This window comes from Acinetobacter sp. AYS6 (genome assembly GCF_025630795.1).
Classification (GTDB): Bacteria; Pseudomonadota; Gammaproteobacteria; order Pseudomonadales; family Moraxellaceae; genus Acinetobacter.
Genome location: NZ_JAOTNV010000005.1, coordinates 101,630 through 121,663 on the forward strand (window position 1 = coordinate 101,630; position 20,034 = coordinate 121,663).

A 20,034-nucleotide genomic window follows, 5' to 3' on the forward strand; every position below is an offset into this window, starting at 1 on the left:
AACGTAACCGCACATTATTCAAATAAAAAAGTGCAAAAAATGAATAGCAAGATGCTCAAAAAAATCATTGCGTAACATATTTTTAAATAAGGATATTGGTATATGACGACAACATTAAAAAAGGTAGTCGCGGCCTCTATGGTCGGCTCCGTAGCTGAATGGTATGAATTTTTCCTATATGGAACTGCGTCTGCTCTTGTCTTTGGCGAACTTTTCTTTCAACAAACGGGCAATGCTATAGATGGTATTTTGGCGGCCTTTGCCCTCTATGCAGTTGGTTTTTTAGCAAGACCTATTGGTGGCCTCGTATTTGGCCATTACGGCGATAAAATTGGTCGTAAGAAATTATTGCAAATTAGCCTGATTATTGTCGGTATAACTACTTTTTTAATGGGCTGTATTCCGACCTTCCATCAAATTGGCTATTGGGCGCCTACACTTTTGGTCATTCTGCGTTTAATTCAGGGTTTTGCTTTCGGTGGTGAATGGGGCGGCGCAGTTATTTTGGTTTCAGAGCACAGTCCAGATGATCGCAGAGGTTATTGGGCGAGCTGGCCACAAACTGGTGTCCCGCTCGGGAATTTAGTGGCAACACTGGTTTTATTATTACTTTCAAAAAACCTCTCGTCCGAACAATTTCTAGATTGGGGATGGCGCTGTGCATTTTGGTTTTCGGCAGTCGTTGTACTGATTGGTTTATGGATTCGAAAAAATGTAGACGATGCGGAAGTATTTAAAGAGGCTCAAGCAAAACAACAGCTTCTTGAAAAGCAACAACTCGGGATTATTGAAGTTTTAAAATATCATAAGAAATCTGTTATTGCGGGTATCGGTGCAAGATTTGCAGAAAACATTTTGTACTATATGGTGGTTACTTTTTCGATCAGTTATTTAAAGTTGGTCGTTCATAAAGATACTTCGCAGATCTTGCTGCTCATGTTCGGCGCTCACCTCATCCATTTCTTTATTATTCCTATTATGGGGCATTTAAGCGATATATTTGGTCGTAAACCGATTTACCTTATAGGAGCTGTACTCACTGCATTTTGGGGCTTTGTCGGCTTTCCCTTAATGGATACAGGCAATAATTGGCTCATCATGTTAGCGATTGTGCTCGGTTTATTTATTGAGTCGATGACCTACTCACCTTACTCAGCCTTAATGACTGAGTTATTTCCGACTCACATTCGCTATACGGCGCTTTCATTTTGTTATCAAGTTGCGCCAATTATGGCAGGTTCGCTTGCTCCATTAATTGCCTTAACCTTTCTCAAAGAATTTAATAGCTCAATTCCGATTTCTTTATATTTAGTTGCTGCAAGCCTGATTTCTATTGTTTCAATTTTGCTGGTGAAAGAAACCAAAGGCCGATCACTTGCTTTTAAAGATTAATCTTTAATATATAAATTCAGCACTTAATAATCATTTTGGGTTGTTTTATACACCCCCTTTTTTTATCTAAATATTTTTGATCGAAGCGCGATACAAGGTAGGCGACATCCCTGTATGCAACTTAAACTGACGACAAAAAGCACTATGATCGGTATAACCACAGCGCAAACCAATTTGAGTAATCGGTAAATCTGTCGCCAATAGTTCAGTTGCGACTTGAAGACGAATTTTGCTAATCATTTGCCGAGGCGTTAAATGGTATATTTTTTTGCAATAACGCTCTAACTGAGCCACCGACACACCAGCAATTGCGGTTAAGTGGGCCAAAGTAATGGTTTCGGCATAATTCTTTTTAATATATTCCTCCACCTGAACCATCTTATAAAAAGCAGGATGTGTATTCTCAGGCACATTTAAATCATTAGAAATACCCGCTATTCCTACTAAATTTCCATCCGCATCAAATAATGGTTCTTTATAAGTCAAACACCAACCTGACTGGTTCTTTGCATATAAATGCAGTTCTAATTGCTCTGTTAACTTTTTACCACGGCGAATGACTTGTAAATCTTGAGAGGTATATATTTTTCCGAGTGAATGAGGAAAAACCTCTTCTGAAGTTTTCCCAATCAAAGCAGATTTATCTTTTAGACCGCAGCGGTTTACAAGCGTTTGATTGACAAACACATAGCGCGCTTCGATGTTTTTGATGAAAAACACCACCGAAGATAAAGCATCAAATAATGGTTCTATACTTTCCAGATTTTTTAAAAAATCTTCCAAAGTTGTGGTTAGTTTCGGAATTTGAACCAAAGTCATGAGCTAGAGCGGACAAAGTAATAACTTGTCTACTCTAGAACATTTCATTTTTGATTTAAAGGAGAAGTAGACATCGCCATGAGGCTTTTTACACGGGTAGGAAGTAATGGCGGTCGAGAGTTAGGCAACTGCCAATCAAACAGGCAAGCCGCTGCTGTTGCACAAGTACTTCCCTGACATGCTCCCATTCCACAGCGTGTATGTAATTTTGCATCAATCCAGCTATTACGCTCGGCAACTTTGTCAAAAGTTACATCTTCACATCGACAAAAAATAGTGTCTGGACGTGCAAGCGTTTTTAACTCAGCACGTAATTTGAAGCTTTTCTCAAGTAGATATGCAAATAATCGATACCTTTGTCTTTGGGCAAATAATTGACTGGCTTTTTCATTTTGGCCTATAGCCGCATAACCTGCGATGCTACCTTCAACCATTGCCAACTCACTTCCGCCAAAGCCTGTACATTCACCTGCTGCCCACACTTGCGGTTGTGATGTACGCTGATAGTCATCGACCGTAATCGCATTGTCCTTAATTTGACAACCCATTAATTGACCTAATTGAATATTCGGCACTAAACCGAATCCACATGCGAGTCGATCACACTCAATTTCAATAATTCCTTTCGGCGTTTGTAGTCTTACGCGTTCAAGACGCTCCTGCCCAATCGCTTCAATCACATAACTGTCAGGTTGATATAAACGATAAGGCAAAGATAAGGCCTGTATTATTTTTGCAGGCCAGCGCCAAAGTTGCAGTGCAAATTTACGAACGGAAGATGAAGCCGCCTGTTCGGCAACATAGAGAACTTGAGCCTCTGCTTTTTTTGCTGTGTCCGCACTTGCTAAAAGTAAGGGTCCGGAACCTGCAATCACAACACGTTCATTTTTGACTGGTGTGCCTGCTTTAATTAAGGCTTGTAAACCACCTGCCCCTGTTACGCCTGGTAAGGTCCAACCAGGAAAAGGCAAAAATAGCTCTCTTGCTCCCGTACATAGTATAAGCTGACGATAAGACAAGTTTAGGCTGTCGTGAGGTCGCTCAACGAGTAATTGGCCTACAAAAGGTGCAGCGACAATCTTGGCACCAAACATAAATTCAATATTAGGATAAGCCTTGATTTGTTGATATTTCTGCTGCGCCATTTCAGGTACGGGGAAAATCGGTCCAGCGCGCCAGATTTGACCGCCCGCCTGTGGGTTATTATCCAATATTAAAATTCGCCCGCCACTTTCGGCGGCTGCAATAGCAGCTGACAACCCTGCAGGCCCAGCACCGACAACGACCACATCGTATTCTTTTTCCATTATTGTGTTTCCACCTTCATGTCTTGCTGGCACAGCGTCTGACACGCAAGCACTCTGAGTCCATTAATATTGACACGACATTCCTGACAAACTCCCATTCCACAAAATGGAGTGCGTTTTTCACCACCAACAGACAAACGGCTGTAAGACTTCGCTTGTGCTAAAGCGGCAGCAACACTCGTACCTTCAATCACAGAAACCGTTTGGCCGTTAATAAAAAGCTGAATCATCTATGCAGCTCCTATAAAACGATGAGGTAAAAAAGGCTCTGGGTCTATATCAAAAGTTAACCCACACACGTGTGAGGCAATAAGCTTTGCTGTACCTGTCGCTGTGGTGACACCTAATCCCTCATGACCTACCGCTAAATAAATCGATTGAAATGCAGGATGCCCCCCAATTACCGGAATACCATCTGGAGTAGCTGCGCGAAAGCCAGTCCATGCTCGAATCACATTAAGATCAGCCAAAGCTGGAAAATAATCGGTAGCCTCTTTGAGTACCCGAGTAAACACGTCTGGCTCTACAGTCGGATCAACTGTATTAAACTGACGAGATGACCCAATAAAAAGCTGGCCCGTCGGTCTAGGCTGAATATTACAAGCCACCGAAATTCCACTTGTCGCTTGAGTACTGGCCGCATACGCCAAAGCCACTAACGTATGTTTTACATTTAATTCAGGGTAACGGTCGGTAATAGCCAAATGACCTTTTTTAGGTTCAATTGGTAGCTCTGGAAAAAAATCTGTCGCATGAATGCCGTTAGCCAAAATAATATGCGCTGCTTCTAGCCATGTTCCATCACTTAACTGAACCCGATTTTCTTCAATATGAATAACTTTGGCTTGTTGAACCCGAACCTTTTTGGGGAATTGATTTAACAACCATTCAGCAGCACAGGGCGCATATAAAATGCCATCATCAAAAACTTCTAAACCACCATAAAGACCCTGCTTTAAGTGAGGTTCAAGTTGACGGATTTCCTCTGCATTTCGAAGTTGGCAGCGAACACCTTGCGCAGTGAGACGTTGATATTTTTCCTCTGCAATCTGCATTTCTTCAGGACTACTCGCCAGCCATAAAGTTGGCGTTTGGCGATAGGCACATTCTTCCGAAAGCCCGCGCCCTAATTCGTGCCACAACTGAACTGACCAATGACTAAGTTTTAATTCGGCTTCCAAGTCATCCATAATGACCAAATGTCCCATGCCCGCGGCTGTTGCCCCACCGATACGAGCATCTAAAACTTGCACATTTAACCCTTGCCGAGCTAACTCATAAGCACAGGCCGCACCCACAATGCCTGCCCCAATGACAATGGCATCGGTTTTCATAGCTGAATACCCCAAGCAAATGGGTCATTTTCATCCATAAATAAAGTTGCTTCGGCACTCATGTAAGCTTCACCACGAATGGTTGGAATCACGTATTCCCCTGCTTGCTCATACGAGGCAATAAACTGGCTACCGATAATGCTGGCTTGTTTCCATAACTTTCCTGGCTTAAGTTTGCCATCTGCTGCCAAGCAAGCAATTTTCGCGCTGGTGCCAGTTCCACATGGTGAACGGTCATAGGCTTTTCCTGGACATAGCACGAAATTTTTACTATCTGCTTCGGTGTCACTGGCAAATAACTCGATATGGTCAATTTCTTGCCCATCTTTACCAGTTATTCCTTGTGCTGTAAGGGCTTGTCTAACCGTCCATGCATAGTCAGTCAGTTGATCCAAATTATCACTTGCGACACGCTGACCATGGTCATTAATCAAGAAAAACCAGTTCCCTCCCCATGCAATATCACCAGTAACCTTTCCATATTTTTCGACATCAACTTCAACCGCTTTTTTATAACGATATGCAGGTACATTTCGCACACTAACTGAATGATCTTCATGCAATGTCGCTTCAACATCACCTACTGGAGTTTCAATTAAATGTGTACCTACTTGTATTTGTCCCAAGTGTGCTAACGAAGCCACCAAACCAATCGTGCCATGACCACACATGCCTAGGTAGCCCGTGTTATTAAAGAAAATAACACCCGCGCTCGCTTTAGGATTTACTGGCTTACACAATAATGCTCCAACCAAAACGTCATTACCGCGCGGCTCTAACATGGTTGCTCTACGGAAATGGTCATATTGTTCTGATAATATTTTTCGGCGGCTTTCCATATCTCCTGTGCCTAAATCAGGGAAGCCTTCGAGTACCAATCGGGTTGGTTCACCACCAGTGTGAGAATCCAAAATTTTTACTGTTTTCATAGAAGTATCCTTACATTTTTTTCTAGGATGACTGATCTCAAAACAGCAAGCTTGATCGTTTTCTTATAAAACGATGACGAAATCAGCATAGTGAAAACATGCTTCTTCAAAAATAAAGACAAAAAAATTAGGCCATTGGCCTAATTGAAATAAAATTGAAGTGATTAAAAATGTAGCGCCTATTTTTTTGCATTTTTATGGTGAGGTAGATGCTCATAAAGAGATTGGCAAACACCGTTAATGTGCTCTTCAATTAACTTAACTGCTAAATCAACATCTTTGGCTTTACAGGCTTTCACGATTTCTTTGTGCTCATCATTTGCACGCGATTTACCTTCGGAAACATTCATTTGTAATCTTAAATAGCGCTCGATCTTATCGTAAATAGAACGAATTAATCCGAGCATATAAGGCCGCTGTGCTGGTTCATACAGGCATGCATGTAACTGCCAATTTAGTGTTGTCCAGCTTCCGATATCCATGTTATCAATAAAGGCATTACAAATTTCATCTGCCTTTTTATAAGTTTCTTCTGTCATATTCGGCACGGCGAGCTGAATCAGTTTCGTTTCCAACATCACTCGGACCTCAAAAATCTGAGCTAATTCTTCTTCAGAGATTCGGGTCACAATTGCACCGCGATTTTTTATAAACTCAACTAAGCCTTCGGCTTCAAGTTGCTTTAAGGCTTCACGTACCGGAATTTTGCTGACATTGAATAGTTTGGCAATTTCATCCTGACGAATGGGTTCACCTTCAGCAATATGCCCTGCAATAATTGCTTCTCTAATATATTTGACAATAACTTCAGATACTGAAGGCATCGCACCAAGATTTGATACATTAAAAGATGGTAGCGTCACGAATATTCTCTTAACCTCAAAATATGAGATAAATTAAAAGGATGATAATTTTTATTCATCCGCCATAATGAAATCATTGCTTTTTAAGCATCTTTTTCGGCACGGCTTACCTTTATTTTAATGCTATTAAAAATCATTTCCGCTATTCATTTAAGCTCATAATTTTTAGCTGCATTAATAGTTAAAGTATACTTTATACCATTTAATTCACAAAACTATTATTAGACTATGCTGAAATCGTCATCAATTTATTGTATTTAACCAAGCAAATCATCATAAATACCAGCATACTACCCTGTTCTCTTGACGGGCAACTGCCAAAGAAATCCTATCCCTTGAGCTGAGTTATTCCTTACAAGATAAAAACATTTGTCTTGTAAAAATCATGCTGCATGAAACTTTTAAAGTTTGAGTCACTTCATATGAGTACGCCAACAGAAGCAAAATTTTCCTTAAATTATTATACGGGTTTTTTATCCGTACTATTTGCTGCTTTTTTATGGGGTACGGCAGGTACAGCGGCATCTTTTGCAAAAGGCATTAGTCCACTTGTAATTGCTACCATTTCTGTGGGCTTCGGTGGATTAATTCATACATTTTTAAGCTTAAAAGCTATTAAAAAAAATTATCAAAAACTATTTAACTATAAGTCCCAAATCTTTATAGCGGTCCTTGTTTCAATTCTTTGTCCATTTGCATTTTACTCCTCTGTCTCTTTGGCGGGCGTTTCGATTGGCACCGTAATTTCTATTGGCTGTGCACCTTTATTTTCAGTGCTTTTGGAATGGATTTTAGATAAACGAAAACTTTCTTTGAAATGGCTCGTTAGTTTTATTTTAGGTTTCTTAGGAATTATTTTACTCTCTTATGCAGGAGATCACGCGCAGCAACAAGTCGTACAATCTGATCGCATTTTAGGGGTCCTTTTCGGCTTACTCTCTAGTCTGAGCTATGCAACATATTCTTGGATTATGAGAAATTTAATTCGCCAAGACATCGACTCAAGAGCTGCCATGGGAGTGATTTTTGGTATCTCTGCAGTTCTGCTATTACCAACATTATTGATTACTGCACAAAACCTTTTTGATTACCCCACTAACATCTGGGTTGCGATTTATATTCCCATTGTTCCTATGTTTTTGGGCTATTTATTTTTTAGCTTTGGTCTTAAGCGAATTCCAGCAAGTCAGGCCATGACTTTAGCTTTGGTTGAGATTCCGGTTGCAGCTTTATTAGCAGTTGTTGTGGTAGGCGAAAATTTAACAATGAATAGTTATTTAGGTTTAATTCTAATTTTCCTATGCGTTATTGTTCTCACTAAAAAATAATAGAAATAAAAAAAGAGGCTCATTAGCCTCTTTTTAATAGATATTTGCTTAGATTTCAGCTGACCAGTTACGGTACCAAGTACGGAATAGTTCATACTGAGTTTCAACATATTTACGTTGCGAATCACTCAACGCATCAGTCTCATTGAAGTGTAAGGTATATTCCTTATCGCCATTCAGTACCATTAAATATTTATAGTAAAGAACCAGATCGGTTCCTTCGTCAAAAGAAGATAAAACTTCTAGTGCACTTGATAACTCTTGCGCTAAACGGCGGGCTTTTGCATCGCCTGCTGCGGCTTTCTTACTCAGGTCAACCAACAGTAGCACTTCTTTAGGTAAAGCATTACCAATCCCTGTAATCGCACCTGTTGCATTACAGTTAACGAAACCGTGGAAAACTTGAGTGTCTACGCCCGCCATTAAGGTAACTGAATCATCTTGTGAAGTAATGAACTCAGCTGCATAACGCATATCAGCAGCACCACCAAATTCTTTAAAACCAATTAAGTTTGGGAACTCACGGCGTAATTCAAAAAATAAATCTGCACGAGTTGCAAAGCCATAATATGGGCTATTGTAAATCACCGCAGGTAAGCTTGGTGCTGCTTTTAAAATAGCTGAAAAATGAGCTTTTTGTGCTGTTGGTGACGCACCGCGTGACAGTACACGTGGAATAACCATGAGCCCTTGTGCACCGACTTTTTCTGCGTGAGCTGCATGAGAAACTGCTTCTTTTGAATTAACTGCACCCGTACCAACAATTGTTGGAATGCCTGCGGCGACAAGTCGTGCCACCCCTTCTTGACGCTGGGCTTCGGTTAGTAAAGGCCAATCACCCATAGAACCACAATACACTACCGCACTCATGCCCGCTTCAATCAGCTCATGCCCTTTTTTCACAAGCGCGTCAAAATCTGGCTCACGGTTAGGAGTACATGGGGTCATTAACGCCGGGATACATCCTGTGAAGATATTACTCATAATTATTCCTCAGTAATACAAATAAAACTCTGGGTAGTCGTACTTTCGAGTTAATCCATCTCAAAAGTTATGGAATGGGATTAATAGCTGTTTAATCATTCTTCATATATCGTATACGATATACAACAAAAAGAATAGTCTTTCTCTTTAAATTCTTTAACCTAATAAAAATTGATATAAAACAAAGATTAATTTTAATAAAAGAATTAAAAATCAAAATTTAAAATCTATTTTTTAAAATTATGGAGATGAAAAAATTATCTAGAATTAAAAATTTAAGCTGAAAATAGAAATTAATTTCGAACATATAGATGATTAGAAAACAACCACAGAACATTAGCCATTAGTCGCACCTCTATATTTTTATTCATTTTTGCTGGTAAAGTGCTTTACATGGTTTGATACAACCTACTTAACTCAGATGCATAATTCACCTGTTACCGCATCTGATGTTTTTCAGCCTCTAGTCCGCTAGAGGTTTTTTTATTAATTAAAATAATAAAAAAGCCCGCATTCAGCAGGCTTTCTTATTTCATGATTTGGTTTATTAGCTTTTTATTAAAAATTAACCACAGTTTGCCTGAGTAATTTTCTTAGAAGCTGGATCAATAGTAACTGTAACTCGGTTTGTACGATAATCCATAGTCATAGGTTGACCTGGAGCTACTTTACGCACAATTTCTGATTTAGTTTTTTGTTTAATTTGGTCATCAGTAAGGCCAGATTGACCTACTAATTTTTGAGCTTCTTCTGCTACACAGTTCGCTTGATTGTCACGGAATAATTTCCATTCTTCAACGACTTGTCCATTTGGTAAATGGCAATAGCCAACTTGACCATTTGCTTCATTTCTAATTTCTAATTTTCCACCTTGTTCAACACAATATTGACTAGCTGGATTTGGTGAACCAATTTTTGGTGGAGTTGGGTCTTTATGTTGTACAGACGAGCAAGCCGTTAACGAAACAAGTGCCAAGCCAAGAAAGAGAATTTTTTTCATAATTTTTGCTTCTTACTAAAAAAACTAAAGATATCAAAAAAAATCATATTCCATATCACTTTTTTACAATAAAAAACTCACTTAAATATTTTAGCAAAATAAATTTAATTTATTGGAAATTAAGGCATTCCAAATTAAAAGTCTTTTTTAAAATATTTTATTCAAGTCTTTCTAAAATTCGGGGGCCCGATCCGTCTTGTCCTAAAATATCTTCAGGATTTCTCAATGGACATTGCTCTAATGATAAACAGCCGCAGCCAATACACCAGTCCATTTCATCTCTTAACCGAGTTAATTTTTGAATTCGATCATCCAGATTTTCGCGCCAATGACTCGATAAGTCTTTCCATTGCTGAGCTGTTAATTTGCTACCTACTGGATAATGACTTAAAGCTTCTTTAATTTCATTTAAAGGAATACCGACCCTTTGCGCGACTTTAATAATCGCAATATATCTTAAAATAATTAAGGGATAACGACGTTGATTACCATTAGTTCTTATACTTTTTATAAGCCCTTTCGCTTCATAAAAATGTAGGGTCGAAACAGGAACTCCACTCCTTTTTGCAACTTCACCTACAGTCAAAACTCGACTAGGGGTAGCTTTTTTATTTTCACTCATCATGATTGACCTCAACTTTACTTGAGGTTTATAAGAGAGCGCTTTTATTTTGTCAAATAACTCATAGAAGTTTTGTTATACGGTATGAGCTTTTTCTCCAAGTTATAGGTTTTATCTGTAAAAGCTAATGATAAAAAATGAGTGTGATGATTAGTTCAGTTCAATCTATAAAATAACTTGTTGTTCGTTAAATTTAAGAAGTTAGTTTTGTTGAGTACAGGGGCATCCACAAATCCAAAACATGTTGTAAACGAAAGGCATGGGGGCGCCTAATGGATAGACTTTGATCTGCTCAATCTTATAAGTTTTTTTACGTGACTCAATGTGAAGTATATTATCAAAACGGGCAACCACTACTCCCTTTTTATATAATTTTTTCCTTTCATTTTTTGCATCAAATTTATATACCAAAAAGTAAACTTTTTCTCCTACATTGATTTTTGAATGATTAACCATAATGTAACCATTACAATACTTACATTGCCAATCTTTCATATCTCAAATTATCACACGCTTAAATTAAAAGAACACACTGAATTTTATAGTATAAATTTATTAAAGATATAAATCTAAAGAAATATTTTATTTGAAAAAATAAGGTTTATTTGTGATATGCATCACAATAAAAAACACAAAATTTAGAATTATATTTATATATATCAACAACTTAAAACAATAACAAAACATTATTATTTTTAAATATATAAAATTTATCCATAATTTATTTATTCATATAGTATATTGAGCAATAGCTTTTGAAATTTAATTATAGAGATAATTTTAGTATTTATTAACTGCTCTATTTTATTATATTCATATAGTGTTAAATATAGTCATTGAACATTTTAAAATATTAAATTAATTTCACATTAAACTTGAAAATAATTCATTTCACATTATATAAAAAATAAATATATAATCACTAAAATTACAATTTACTTTTTTATTATGTCAAGTCAACGTTTAAAATTAGAACTCCCCTCTGGACACGATCAATTATTACTTCACTCTTGTTGTGCTCCTTGTTCAGGAGAAGTTATGGAAGCATTGATCGACTCAGAAATTAATTTTTCAATATTTTTTTATAATCCTAATATTCATCCAGTAAAAGAATATCTAATCCGTAAAGAAGAAAATATTCGTTTTGCAGAAAAGCATAATATTCCATTTATCGACGCAGATTACGACACTGACAACTGGTTTGCTCGAGCTAAAGGAATGGAAGATGAACCAGAGCGTGGTATTCGTTGTACCATGTGTTTCGATATGCGTTTTGAACGAACTGCCCTTTACGCACATGAACACGGCTTTAGCCTCATCAGTAGTTCTCTAGGCATTTCTCGCTGGAAAAATATGGCGCAAATCAATGACTGCGGAATTCGTGCTGCTGCTCATTATCCTGAAATTCAGTACTGGGACTATAACTGGCGTAAAAATGGTGGCTCAAGCCGCATGATTGAAATTAGTAAACGAGAAGAGTTTTATCAACAAGAATATTGTGGCTGTGTATATTCTTTACGAGATACTAACCGCTGGCGTATGGGAAATGGGCGTGATCGAATTAAGATTGGTGTAAAATTTTATAATAATGCGATGGAAGATGATTAAATCTTATTACTCCTTAAAAATTAATTAATTTGTTCTGAGCTATATTTATTCGTGATAAAAAAAGGCCACATCTGGAGAATGTGGCCAAAAGGTGTACTAAAATATGATCTGATTTAATTAGATTAATGAGGTAACCTTAAAATAAAATTAATTAAAAAATATTTTTTAAGTTTCTAGAAAAATGATAAAGGTAAGCAATATCTTTTCTCTTAAGATTTATTGTTTTATTTTTTAATACTTTAATGTTTTCTTAAGATATTTATATTCGGCATAGTTTTCATCAATTAGTAAGAAAGAAGTGTAATTATGATTCAAAATAAATCCATACAAATCATGCCAGTCCAACAAGAAGACTACACTCAGTGGTTAGAATATTGGGTTGCCTATCAAAAATTTTATCAAGTCAATTTACCCCCTCATATAACAAAAATGACTTGGGAACGTTTTTTTGATGAAAAAGAATCCCTCTATTGTGCGGTTGCTAAAAATAAAGAACATATCTTAGGTTTTGTCACTTATATGTTTCATCGGTCTACTTGGGCAGAAAATAATTATTGTTATTTAGAAGACCTCTATGTTTCACCGGAAGTCCGTGGTCAACACATTGGTAAGCAACTCATTGAGTATGTACAAAAGCAAGCAATTGAACACAACTGTGAACGTTTATATTGGCACACCCACGAAACCAATCACACTGCTCAAAAGCTCTATGACTGGATTGCACAAAAGCCAGGCATTATTCAATATCGTATGCCTTTGATCTAAACGAAGTAAAACACCAAAAGCTATAAATTTCTTTTGGTGTTTAAATCTTAGTACGAATAAGCTTGATCACTTTGTCATTAATGGTTGAGCATTGATTAAATGCAGCAAAACGACTGAGTTCCTGCTCTAATTCAAAAAAGAAAAGTTCCTTATTTTTTACTGTTTTTTCTAGATGCAGACTAATCACTTCTAATTCTTTTATAGACCGATGTGCTTTGCAATCTACTCGGCCCACCAACTCATCTTGAAACAAAATCGGCAAGCAGAAATAACCAAATACTCGTTTGGCCGCAGGCACATAGCATTCAATTCGATAATCAAATTCAAATAAGGAGGTTAAACGATCACGGTGTATAAGAGAGTTATCGAAAGGTGAAAGTATCTTTAAACCAAAATCAGTCGTAACCTTTTGTTCTATTGCAGCCACGTCAACATATAGCGTTTGACCATTCTCAAGTTTAATCGCTGATACTACACCTGCATCAATCTGCTCCTTCAGCACAACACGCATAATTTCTTTTAAATCATTTTTCTTTAAATGAACTAATTGTTTCCATGTAAATGCCCTATGTGCTCGAAGCGTATTATTAAATAAATACTGAGCGTACTCATAAAGCGTAGGCATACTCAAATCAATATTTTCAGGTAAACAACGTTCGGTCAAGTCATAGACTTTTTCCATTCCGTTACGTTCACAAATCATCAGGTCACCCTGCATATATAACTGCTCAAAAGCACGGCGGCCGGGGCCTGTATTCCACCAATTTCCTAAGCTCTTTTTATTATTCTTATCAATATCGCGTAGTCGAATTTTACCTTCAGCACGAACACGGGCTAAAATTTCATTCATGAGGTGTTGATCGCCTCTATTAAAATAACGGCTTTCGCCGTTCCTAATAGACATCATGGCAGGCAGCGCATAGCGATAATCTTTCATAGGAAGATAAGATGCGGCATGATACCAATATTCAAAAATCTGGCGCTCACGTACCAAATAATTTAAATGACTTAGCTCATAATCAGGCACTCGGCTCCACAAGATATGGTGATGAGCACGCTCTACAACCGATATAGTATCGATCTGCACATATCCTAAGTGCTCAATAGCCTGTAAAGTTCCGTTCACTCCTTTTGCGAATCGACTAGTTTTTCCCAGGCCTTGATTAAATAAAATGAGCTGTTTCAAAGAAGAAGTCATAGAAATCAAATATTGTTGTATTCATTTAGAAGCGAAAAATTTCAGTTCTATCGTATCACCATTTTCTAATTTGCTTGTGATTTAGCGTTAGTAATTCTTTATGAAAAGAATCTCGGCTAACCCCATACTTTATAGCGTTACCTTAAAATAACTTTTGGGAGCCAATCTAATCACTAAAATAACAACTAATATCACACTGGCTAAATGAAAAAGCCATCCTGCTTTATAAGCCCCAGTAAGATCATGCAAAATTGCAATAATCCACGGCGGGATTGCTGCCAGTAAAAAACCACCACCCTGCATCAATGCAGATAAAGCCCCTGCATGAATCGGATCATCAAAATGGTCTAATGCAACGATAAGCGTTAACGCAAAACATCCTCCCAAACCTACGCCCAAACAAATTGCCCAAAGTATAGAGGCAAAATCAGGCATAAAAGCCATTCCTGAAAAACCGACCATTTGCATTGCTAACGTAAACCATAACCATGGACGTCGGTCTTTATATTTTCTTGCCAACACGGGCAAAATAAGTGCTGAAGCTGCTTGGCTCAACGCGACGAAAGCAAGTAATTTTCCACTTTGTGCTGCGCTCCACCCCTGATCTTGAAAAGACGGTGCTAACCAAGCTACGACTGATGAGTACCCCCCATTTACAAGTCCGAAGCAAGCCATTAATAACCATGTTCGAGGTTGATTTAATAACTTTCTTACAGGCGCACGATGAATGGATGATTTAACTTTTGTAGGTAAAAAAGCTAGCGCCAATATAAATGCAAATAAAGCTGGAATAGCAAAAAAAGCCAGTCCAATCGACCAGAGGCCCGTTATATTGGAAATTACAGGAGCCAACCATGCACCTAATGCTCCGCCTCCCATGAGCATAGCTGAATAAAGGCCCATCATCGGACCAATATGTTGGCTAAATTCTCGTTTAACCATGCCGGGAAAAGCAGCTTGTATCATTGCAACACCGAATCCGATTACTATGGCACTAAGAATTAAACCTTCGGCAGTAGGAAATAAAAATCGGACAGCACATCCCCCACAAATGGTCAGCAATGCGCCAAGAATAGCTCTTCGTTCACCAATAATGCTCTGCAATATTGGCCCAATAAATGCAACGAGCCCCATAAGCATCATCGGTAGCAAAGTCAGCAGTGCTACCCCTTGTAAGCTTAAACCAGTGGCTGTTCGAATATTGGCAATCAATGGTCCAATACTTGTTATAAAAGGTCTTAAATTAAGCCCGACTAAAGCCACAGTTATTACAAGCATGGGACGAGCCAAGAAAACTCCAGACTGCTTCATTCTTCTGAGCCTAAATTCTGGGCTTGATAATTCTTCCAATGCACATAAAGATCAGTGCGGTTTTCAACTCTGATCGGTATATATTGAATTTTCATTGATTGTTCAGAAAACGGCTTGGCAAGCTCAATATATATTTCGGCTGTAGACAAACCAAATGGTGTTCCGTCTTCATTAGAATAAGCATAGCTCACCGATTTTATACCTGCTAACCGCATTGCAGCCATACACATTGGGCATGGATGGCCACTTGCATACACAGAACAGCCTTCTAGATTTGCAGTTCCTAAAATTTGGCTGGCCGCTCGAATTGCTAATAATTCTGCATGAGCGGTCGGGTCATTCGTTGTCAAAATTTGATTTACACCAGAAGCAATAATTTCTCCATTCTTTACAATCACGGCTCCAAATGGTCTTCCACCTTTTTCAATATTGTTATAGGCAAGCTCAATCGCATTACGTAAAAACTGTTCATCTTTTTCCATCACATACTCTCACTTTCTATTTTGCACCAGCGGCAAGAAGTCTTTTTTCAATTTCGCGGTATCCTCTTGAGCGTGCATGTTGTAATGGCGTAATGCCGTCTTTATCTGCTAAGTTCGGATCAGCCCCTGCTTTTAATAACAGCCCTACAATGTGTTGATATTTTGGTTCTCCATTTCCCAAAATGATGGCCTCAAGCAATGCCGTCCATCCCAAGTTATTAACATGATTAACATCTACACCAGCCGCAATTAACGTACGAACTGTTTCAACATGGCCTCGTTCTGCTGCTGGAATGAGCGCAGTCCCACCGTAACGGTTAGTACTTTTTAAATCGGCCCCATGCATGAGTGTCATTCTTAGAATTTTTAAATATCCCTGTGCGCCAGCATATAAATATGGACTGTCTTGAATATTATCTTTTGCATTTACATCTGCCCCAGCCTCTATCAGCATATGAGCGACTTGGACATTATTTGCTCTTGTAGCGACCATCAACGCAGTCGAACCTGTTTTATCTCGCTCATCAATTGAGGCTTTTTGAGATAAAATCTGTTTTATAGACTGAGTGTCATTATTTATGACTGCCTGATGTAAGGGATACTCAGCCATTGCATTCGTTATATTTGTAAAACCTAATGCGCCTAATGCGATGACCAGATTCATCCACATCAGTGACTTCCGCATACTTGGCTCCTCATAGAAATTTTATGGCAAAAATTTTTTCAATTAGAATAAACTTGAGCAAAAGTATTTGGAAATTAAATTATTTAATCGATAGTATTAAGGTTATAAATACCTATCTACTCGGCTTTTAACTGTAGCGCTACTTAATATGTTTGATCCTCGCCTTTTGCGTGCTTTCGTCACTATTTTTGAAACTGGCAGTTTTACCGCGGCCGCCGATCGATTACATCTAACTCAATCAACGATTAGTCAGCAGTTAGCACGACTTGAAGAATCCGTAGGTCATGCGCTTATAGATCGAACAGCACGACCTTTCAAATTAACCGTATCTGGAGAATATCTGATTGGTTATGCCCAAAGGATTTTGACTCTTCAACAAGAAGCTGAAGCGCTACTTAAAGATCCGGCAGGAAGCATTCCTATCCGTATTGGTTTACCAGAAGATATGATGAGCCCTGCGATGGCCGAAGTTTTTGGTATATTTGCCAAAGAGCATCGTTCCATTCGTTTAGACGTCACCTCTGGCTTGAGTCGCAACTTAACTGAACGTTATCGGAATGGTGAATTCGATATTATTATTGTCAAAGAACCAGCAGCCAGTGCTGATCACCACGCTACATTCCCAGAAGAAATGGCATGGTTTGAAAGTGAGAATTCAACAACTACATGGTCTGATCCCATGAGTTTAGTGACATTTCCTCAAGGCGGGCTTTATCGGGATGAGATGTTCGCAACGTTAGAACGTGAACGGCGACGTTGGTATATTGCTTTTACGGGTAGTAGCCTAGAAAGCGTTTTAGTCAGCGTTGAAACAGGTTTAGGACTCTCTTTATTACCTGTCGCTACGACCCGTGGACGTAGAGTACGTCGATATGATTCATTAGGGGCTGTACCTCCTATGGTCGTTTCAATTTATACATGGGAAAAAGCTGGGATAATTTCCCAGCTGGTAGATAAGATGACGACCGTTTTAAAGGATCGTTTTCAATCATCAATCAAGGTTTAACTTACTTCATTCAAACTTTCAGCGATCAGTTTTTCAGCCATTTCCTGTGTTTTTCTTAAGCCCGGCATACGGAACTCGGTATGGCCATAATCTTGAATAGATTTCCAACGTCCACCCCATGTAAGCCCAACTGATTCAGCAACTTGCCCATATAAACGATAGCCTTGCATAGCCCAAGGGTCTCTTTCAGAAATAACCACTTTTCCATTTCGTTTAAAGGCGACATCTGCTGCCAGACCAAATTGATGATAACTCTGATACCCTTTTGCTTTTGTCGTGTTCGGATTACCTGCCAACATATTCTGACGCACAGGACTACGATATCCCTCTAATAGAACCAACTCATAACCATATTGTTCTTTCATGATTTTAAAAACCATGAGTAAACGCTGCTTATAACGGGGGTTCATTTTGCTCCATTTACGATCTACTAAACTGGTATCTAAAATAGCCCGCCCATCAAAACTCGTATTATCAATAGGTGAAGAATTAATGGTTCCACTACTTTGAGAAGCATATTGTTGCTCTAATTGTGTGGCCTCTACAATCGCAGCCTCAATTAAGCTTTCATCCACTTCTGGTGGTGGCGATAATATTTCACCATTCAAAAGTGCATAAATTTGAGGATCAGTTTTTTTGAGGTACTCGGCTTCAATTCGAGTTGAGCTAATAGGTCGAGTAAAAGCAAACACTAAAATACTGGCAAACAAGAAAAAGCCTGCTATGACAATCCACCACTGCTGTAAATGCCAATGAGATTGGAGCTTTTCAGGCGCAGCTGCTTGATTCATTGTTTGAGCAAATTGTCTAACCTGATTAAGCTGTTTACGGCCTTGTGGCAGTAATGACAAAACGAAATCTTTACTTCTGCTCCTTAGCTCATAAGACATTAAAAATGCCAAACCAATTGCTAAGCAAGTAAAGCAAAAGAAAATGAGAAAAATCATCATTTGTTCATTAATTCACAGCAAAAGGACTTCGTGTAATTTTAATATCTACCGATGCCTTAGGTGGTTCCACCTCGGCTTCTGGTTCGGCTGGGGCTTTATTCTCAGCAATAGGTTTAGTCTGCGCCACTTGTTGCGGCTTACTTACCGTTTTTTGTTGAGCAGGCTGAACTTTCGGTTGGGCCGCTTTAGCTGCACCCGTCTGTAGTTGAGGCACAACCTGAACTTTCTTTTCACCAGTCAGTTGTTCATCAAATGGAGAAACTCGCTGTTCATTAGTAGTCGCGGCCTTATGCGGAACAGGTTTAAAGATATTACTTAATTCATTATCTTTAGGTTGTTCAAAGCCATCTCGACTCATTGAATCTGTTTCGTTGTCTTGATTAGCAGCCACCTGATTTTGTTCATCAGCAGAATGAGCAGTCTCTTGATTTAAAACTTGCTCTTCAGTTGATTTATTCTCAATTGCTGCTGATTCTGGCGAATTCGGTTGAGACAAGAACAGGAATAGCGAGATGCTGACAAACACTCCCGCAATTACACCAATTACAATATAAAGTAGTGGTGATTTCGGCTTTTTTTTATTCGATTGTAAAACTCGAATAGAAGTTGGTTTTTCCTGAGCCATTTCGTACCATCATCAAGGTAAATAAATTGTAATATGTGCTTGCTCTTGAGGAGCAGAAATCACATTTTGATAATTAGATAATGCTTTATCATTTTGATTATTCAGCATAAATCTTAAACCTGCAAAGGTAAGTAATGCAAAAATCAATAAAAAGATCAAAATCCAAAAGAAAGGTACTTCGCGATGAATAATATTTCGTATCTGATCAGGAATTGCCGAGAACGGCGAAAAGGCAACTTTTTTTCCTTTCAAATAGTCAATTTCGTCACCTACTCTTGATACTAAATGGTTGAGACTTTCCGTAGATTCGATTCGGTACTTACCCTGAAAACCTAATAAAAGGCAGTAATGAAATACCTCTAAAGCAGCTAGACGTTCTTTTCCACGGCTACGTAATTGTTCCAATATTTCAAAGAAGCGATAGCCCGCTAACTGAGAACCAAACAAGCTCAATTGCAATGGACTAATTAACCAAGCATTTTGCAAATTAAAATAACTCGGGTCTTGTTGCGTTACGATCGTTTCATCAATCAAAGCACAAAATGCATATTTAGCATCATGAATATCATCAGCTGAAAATTGCAACTTTTTGGCTTGTTGCTCAAATTGATTGAGTAAATTTAAGATTTTTTCACGAAACTGCTGAGCGTCTGCCGGTACATACTGATTTCGAATCAAAAAAACCAAATAAAAACCATCATGCAATAAATCAATAAGATTGATTGCCTGTAGTTTTACCTGAGACTGGCTATTATTGTTCCCGCCCGTTCCAATTTGCCCATCATCAAATAAAGAAGGAGCACCTGTGGATTGTGACATTTTTCTC

At 38.3% G+C, this 20,034-nt stretch carries 22 protein-coding genes; 5 read left to right on the plus strand and 17 right to left on the minus strand.

Translation table 11 applies throughout. The features are described 5' to 3' along the window. Positions 1-102 precede the first annotated feature (102 nt). Positions 103-1,392 (plus strand): fosfomycin efflux MFS transporter AbaF, encoded by a 1,290-nt coding sequence (gene abaF / locus OD757_RS05155; RefSeq protein ID WP_263031080.1) that lies wholly within the window; start codon positions 103-105, stop codon positions 1,390-1,392. A gap of 66 nt (positions 1,393-1,458) precedes the next feature. On the opposite strand, the gene OD757_RS05160 is transcribed toward abaF, so the two are convergent. The 6 genes from OD757_RS05160 to OD757_RS05185 all read right to left on the minus strand — a co-directional run bounded on the left by OD757_RS05160 (position 1,459) and on the right by OD757_RS05185 (position 6,644). Then, positions 1,459-2,211, minus strand: a complete 753-nt coding sequence (locus tag OD757_RS05160; RefSeq protein WP_009391034.1) for an AraC family transcriptional regulator — start codon at positions 2,209-2,211, stop codon at positions 1,459-1,461. Positions 2,212-2,255: 44 nt separating this feature from the next. Continuing rightward, the gene (locus OD757_RS05165) at positions 2,256-3,518 is read right to left on the minus strand and encodes an FAD/NAD(P)-binding oxidoreductase (RefSeq protein ID WP_263031081.1); all 1,263 of its coding nucleotides are present in this window, start codon (positions 3,516-3,518) and stop codon (positions 2,256-2,258) included. Continuing rightward, positions 3,518-3,748: a (2Fe-2S)-binding protein gene (locus tag OD757_RS05170; RefSeq protein ID WP_263031082.1), complete on the minus strand. Its 231-nt coding sequence runs from the start codon at positions 3,746-3,748 to the stop codon at positions 3,518-3,520. The genes OD757_RS05165 and OD757_RS05170 overlap by 1 nt, the downstream gene beginning before the upstream one ends. Continuing rightward, positions 3,749-4,852 (minus strand): NAD(P)/FAD-dependent oxidoreductase, encoded by a 1,104-nt coding sequence (locus tag OD757_RS05175; RefSeq protein WP_263031083.1) that lies wholly within the window; start codon positions 4,850-4,852, stop codon positions 3,749-3,751. It lies immediately after the preceding gene. After that, positions 4,849-5,781 carry a 4-hydroxyproline epimerase gene (locus tag OD757_RS05180; protein ID WP_263031084.1) on the minus strand — a complete coding sequence of 311 codons (933 nt, stop codon included), beginning with the start codon at positions 5,779-5,781 and terminating at the stop codon, positions 4,849-4,851. The genes OD757_RS05175 and OD757_RS05180 overlap by 4 nt, the downstream gene beginning before the upstream one ends. 179 nt (positions 5,782-5,960) lie before the next feature. Beyond that, positions 5,961-6,644: a GntR family transcriptional regulator gene (locus OD757_RS05185; RefSeq protein ID WP_000174664.1), complete on the minus strand. Its 684-nt coding sequence runs from the start codon at positions 6,642-6,644 to the stop codon at positions 5,961-5,963. A gap of 422 nt (positions 6,645-7,066) precedes the next feature. Here OD757_RS05185 and OD757_RS05190 point away from each other — a divergent pair, with 422 nt between their 5' ends. Then, positions 7,067-7,972: a DMT family transporter gene (locus OD757_RS05190; RefSeq protein WP_263031085.1), complete on the plus strand. Its 906-nt coding sequence runs from the start codon at positions 7,067-7,069 to the stop codon at positions 7,970-7,972. 48 nt (positions 7,973-8,020) lie between these two features. Here the strand turns inward: OD757_RS05190 and OD757_RS05195 are convergent, their stop codons facing one another. The 4 genes from OD757_RS05195 to OD757_RS05210 form a co-directional block, all read right to left on the minus strand. Further along, on the minus strand, positions 8,021-8,956 hold the full coding sequence (locus OD757_RS05195) for a dihydrodipicolinate synthase family protein (protein WP_009391144.1): 936 nt from the start codon (positions 8,954-8,956) through the stop codon (positions 8,021-8,023). A gap of 565 nt (positions 8,957-9,521) precedes the next feature. Further along, positions 9,522-9,956 (minus strand): I78 family peptidase inhibitor, encoded by a 435-nt coding sequence (locus OD757_RS05200; protein WP_263031086.1) that lies wholly within the window; start codon positions 9,954-9,956, stop codon positions 9,522-9,524. A 157-nt stretch (positions 9,957-10,113) separates the two neighbouring features. Beyond that, a complete protein-coding gene (soxR, locus tag OD757_RS05205; protein ID WP_263031087.1) occupies positions 10,114-10,581 on the minus strand; it encodes a redox-sensitive transcriptional activator SoxR in 468 nt (155 codons plus the stop codon). Positions 10,582-10,779: 198 nt separating this feature from the next. Then, the gene (locus OD757_RS05210) at positions 10,780-11,073 is read right to left on the minus strand and encodes a hypothetical protein (protein ID WP_263031088.1); all 294 of its coding nucleotides are present in this window, start codon (positions 11,071-11,073) and stop codon (positions 10,780-10,782) included. 453 nt (positions 11,074-11,526) lie between these two features. Here OD757_RS05210 and OD757_RS05215 point away from each other — a divergent pair, with 453 nt between their 5' ends. Continuing rightward, the gene (locus OD757_RS05215; protein ID WP_081400110.1) at positions 11,527-12,186 is read left to right on the plus strand and encodes an epoxyqueuosine reductase QueH; all 660 of its coding nucleotides are present in this window, start codon (positions 11,527-11,529) and stop codon (positions 12,184-12,186) included. A gap of 309 nt (positions 12,187-12,495) precedes the next feature. Next, on the plus strand, positions 12,496-12,951 hold the full coding sequence (locus tag OD757_RS05220; RefSeq protein WP_263031527.1) for a GNAT family N-acetyltransferase: 456 nt from the start codon (positions 12,496-12,498) through the stop codon (positions 12,949-12,951). 40 nt (positions 12,952-12,991) lie between these two features. On the opposite strand, the gene OD757_RS05225 is transcribed toward OD757_RS05220, so the two are convergent. The 4 genes from OD757_RS05225 to OD757_RS05240 form a co-directional block, all read right to left on the minus strand. Next, complete coding sequence (locus OD757_RS05225) at positions 12,992-14,149, minus strand: winged helix-turn-helix domain-containing protein (protein WP_263031089.1); 1,158 nt, start codon at positions 14,147-14,149, stop codon at positions 12,992-12,994. A gap of 129 nt (positions 14,150-14,278) precedes the next feature. Beyond that, positions 14,279-15,460, minus strand: a complete 1,182-nt coding sequence (locus OD757_RS05230; RefSeq protein ID WP_263031090.1) for a cyanate transporter — start codon at positions 15,458-15,460, stop codon at positions 14,279-14,281. After that, entirely contained in the window at positions 15,457-15,942 is a 486-nt protein-coding gene (locus OD757_RS05235; protein ID WP_263031091.1) for a nucleoside deaminase, read from the minus strand. Before OD757_RS05235 ends, OD757_RS05230 begins: the two co-directional genes overlap by 4 nt. A gap of 16 nt (positions 15,943-15,958) precedes the next feature. Then, entirely contained in the window at positions 15,959-16,627 is a 669-nt protein-coding gene (locus OD757_RS05240) for an ankyrin repeat domain-containing protein (RefSeq protein ID WP_263031092.1), read from the minus strand. 148 nt (positions 16,628-16,775) lie between these two features. On the opposite strand from OD757_RS05240, the gene OD757_RS05245 reads away from it, so the two are divergent. Then, positions 16,776-17,633, plus strand: a complete 858-nt coding sequence (locus OD757_RS05245) for a LysR family transcriptional regulator (protein WP_263031093.1) — start codon at positions 16,776-16,778, stop codon at positions 17,631-17,633. Here the strand turns inward: OD757_RS05245 and OD757_RS05250 are convergent. Genes OD757_RS05250 through icmH form a run of 3 tightly spaced genes read right to left on the minus strand, consistent with a single transcriptional unit; the run spans position 17,630 to position 20,027 of the window. Further along, positions 17,630-18,583 carry a M15 family metallopeptidase gene (locus OD757_RS05250; protein ID WP_263031094.1) on the minus strand — a complete coding sequence of 318 codons (954 nt, stop codon included), beginning with the start codon at positions 18,581-18,583 and terminating at the stop codon, positions 17,630-17,632. The genes OD757_RS05245 and OD757_RS05250 overlap by 4 nt on opposite strands. A 7-nt stretch (positions 18,584-18,590) precedes the next feature. Continuing rightward, complete coding sequence (locus OD757_RS05255) at positions 18,591-19,208, minus strand: hypothetical protein (RefSeq protein ID WP_263031095.1); 618 nt, start codon at positions 19,206-19,208, stop codon at positions 18,591-18,593. A 12-nt stretch (positions 19,209-19,220) separates the two neighbouring features. Next, positions 19,221-20,027 carry a type IVB secretion system protein IcmH/DotU gene (icmH, locus tag OD757_RS05260; RefSeq protein WP_009391026.1) on the minus strand — a complete coding sequence of 269 codons (807 nt, stop codon included), beginning with the start codon at positions 20,025-20,027 and terminating at the stop codon, positions 19,221-19,223. Positions 20,028-20,034 lie beyond the last annotated feature (7 nt).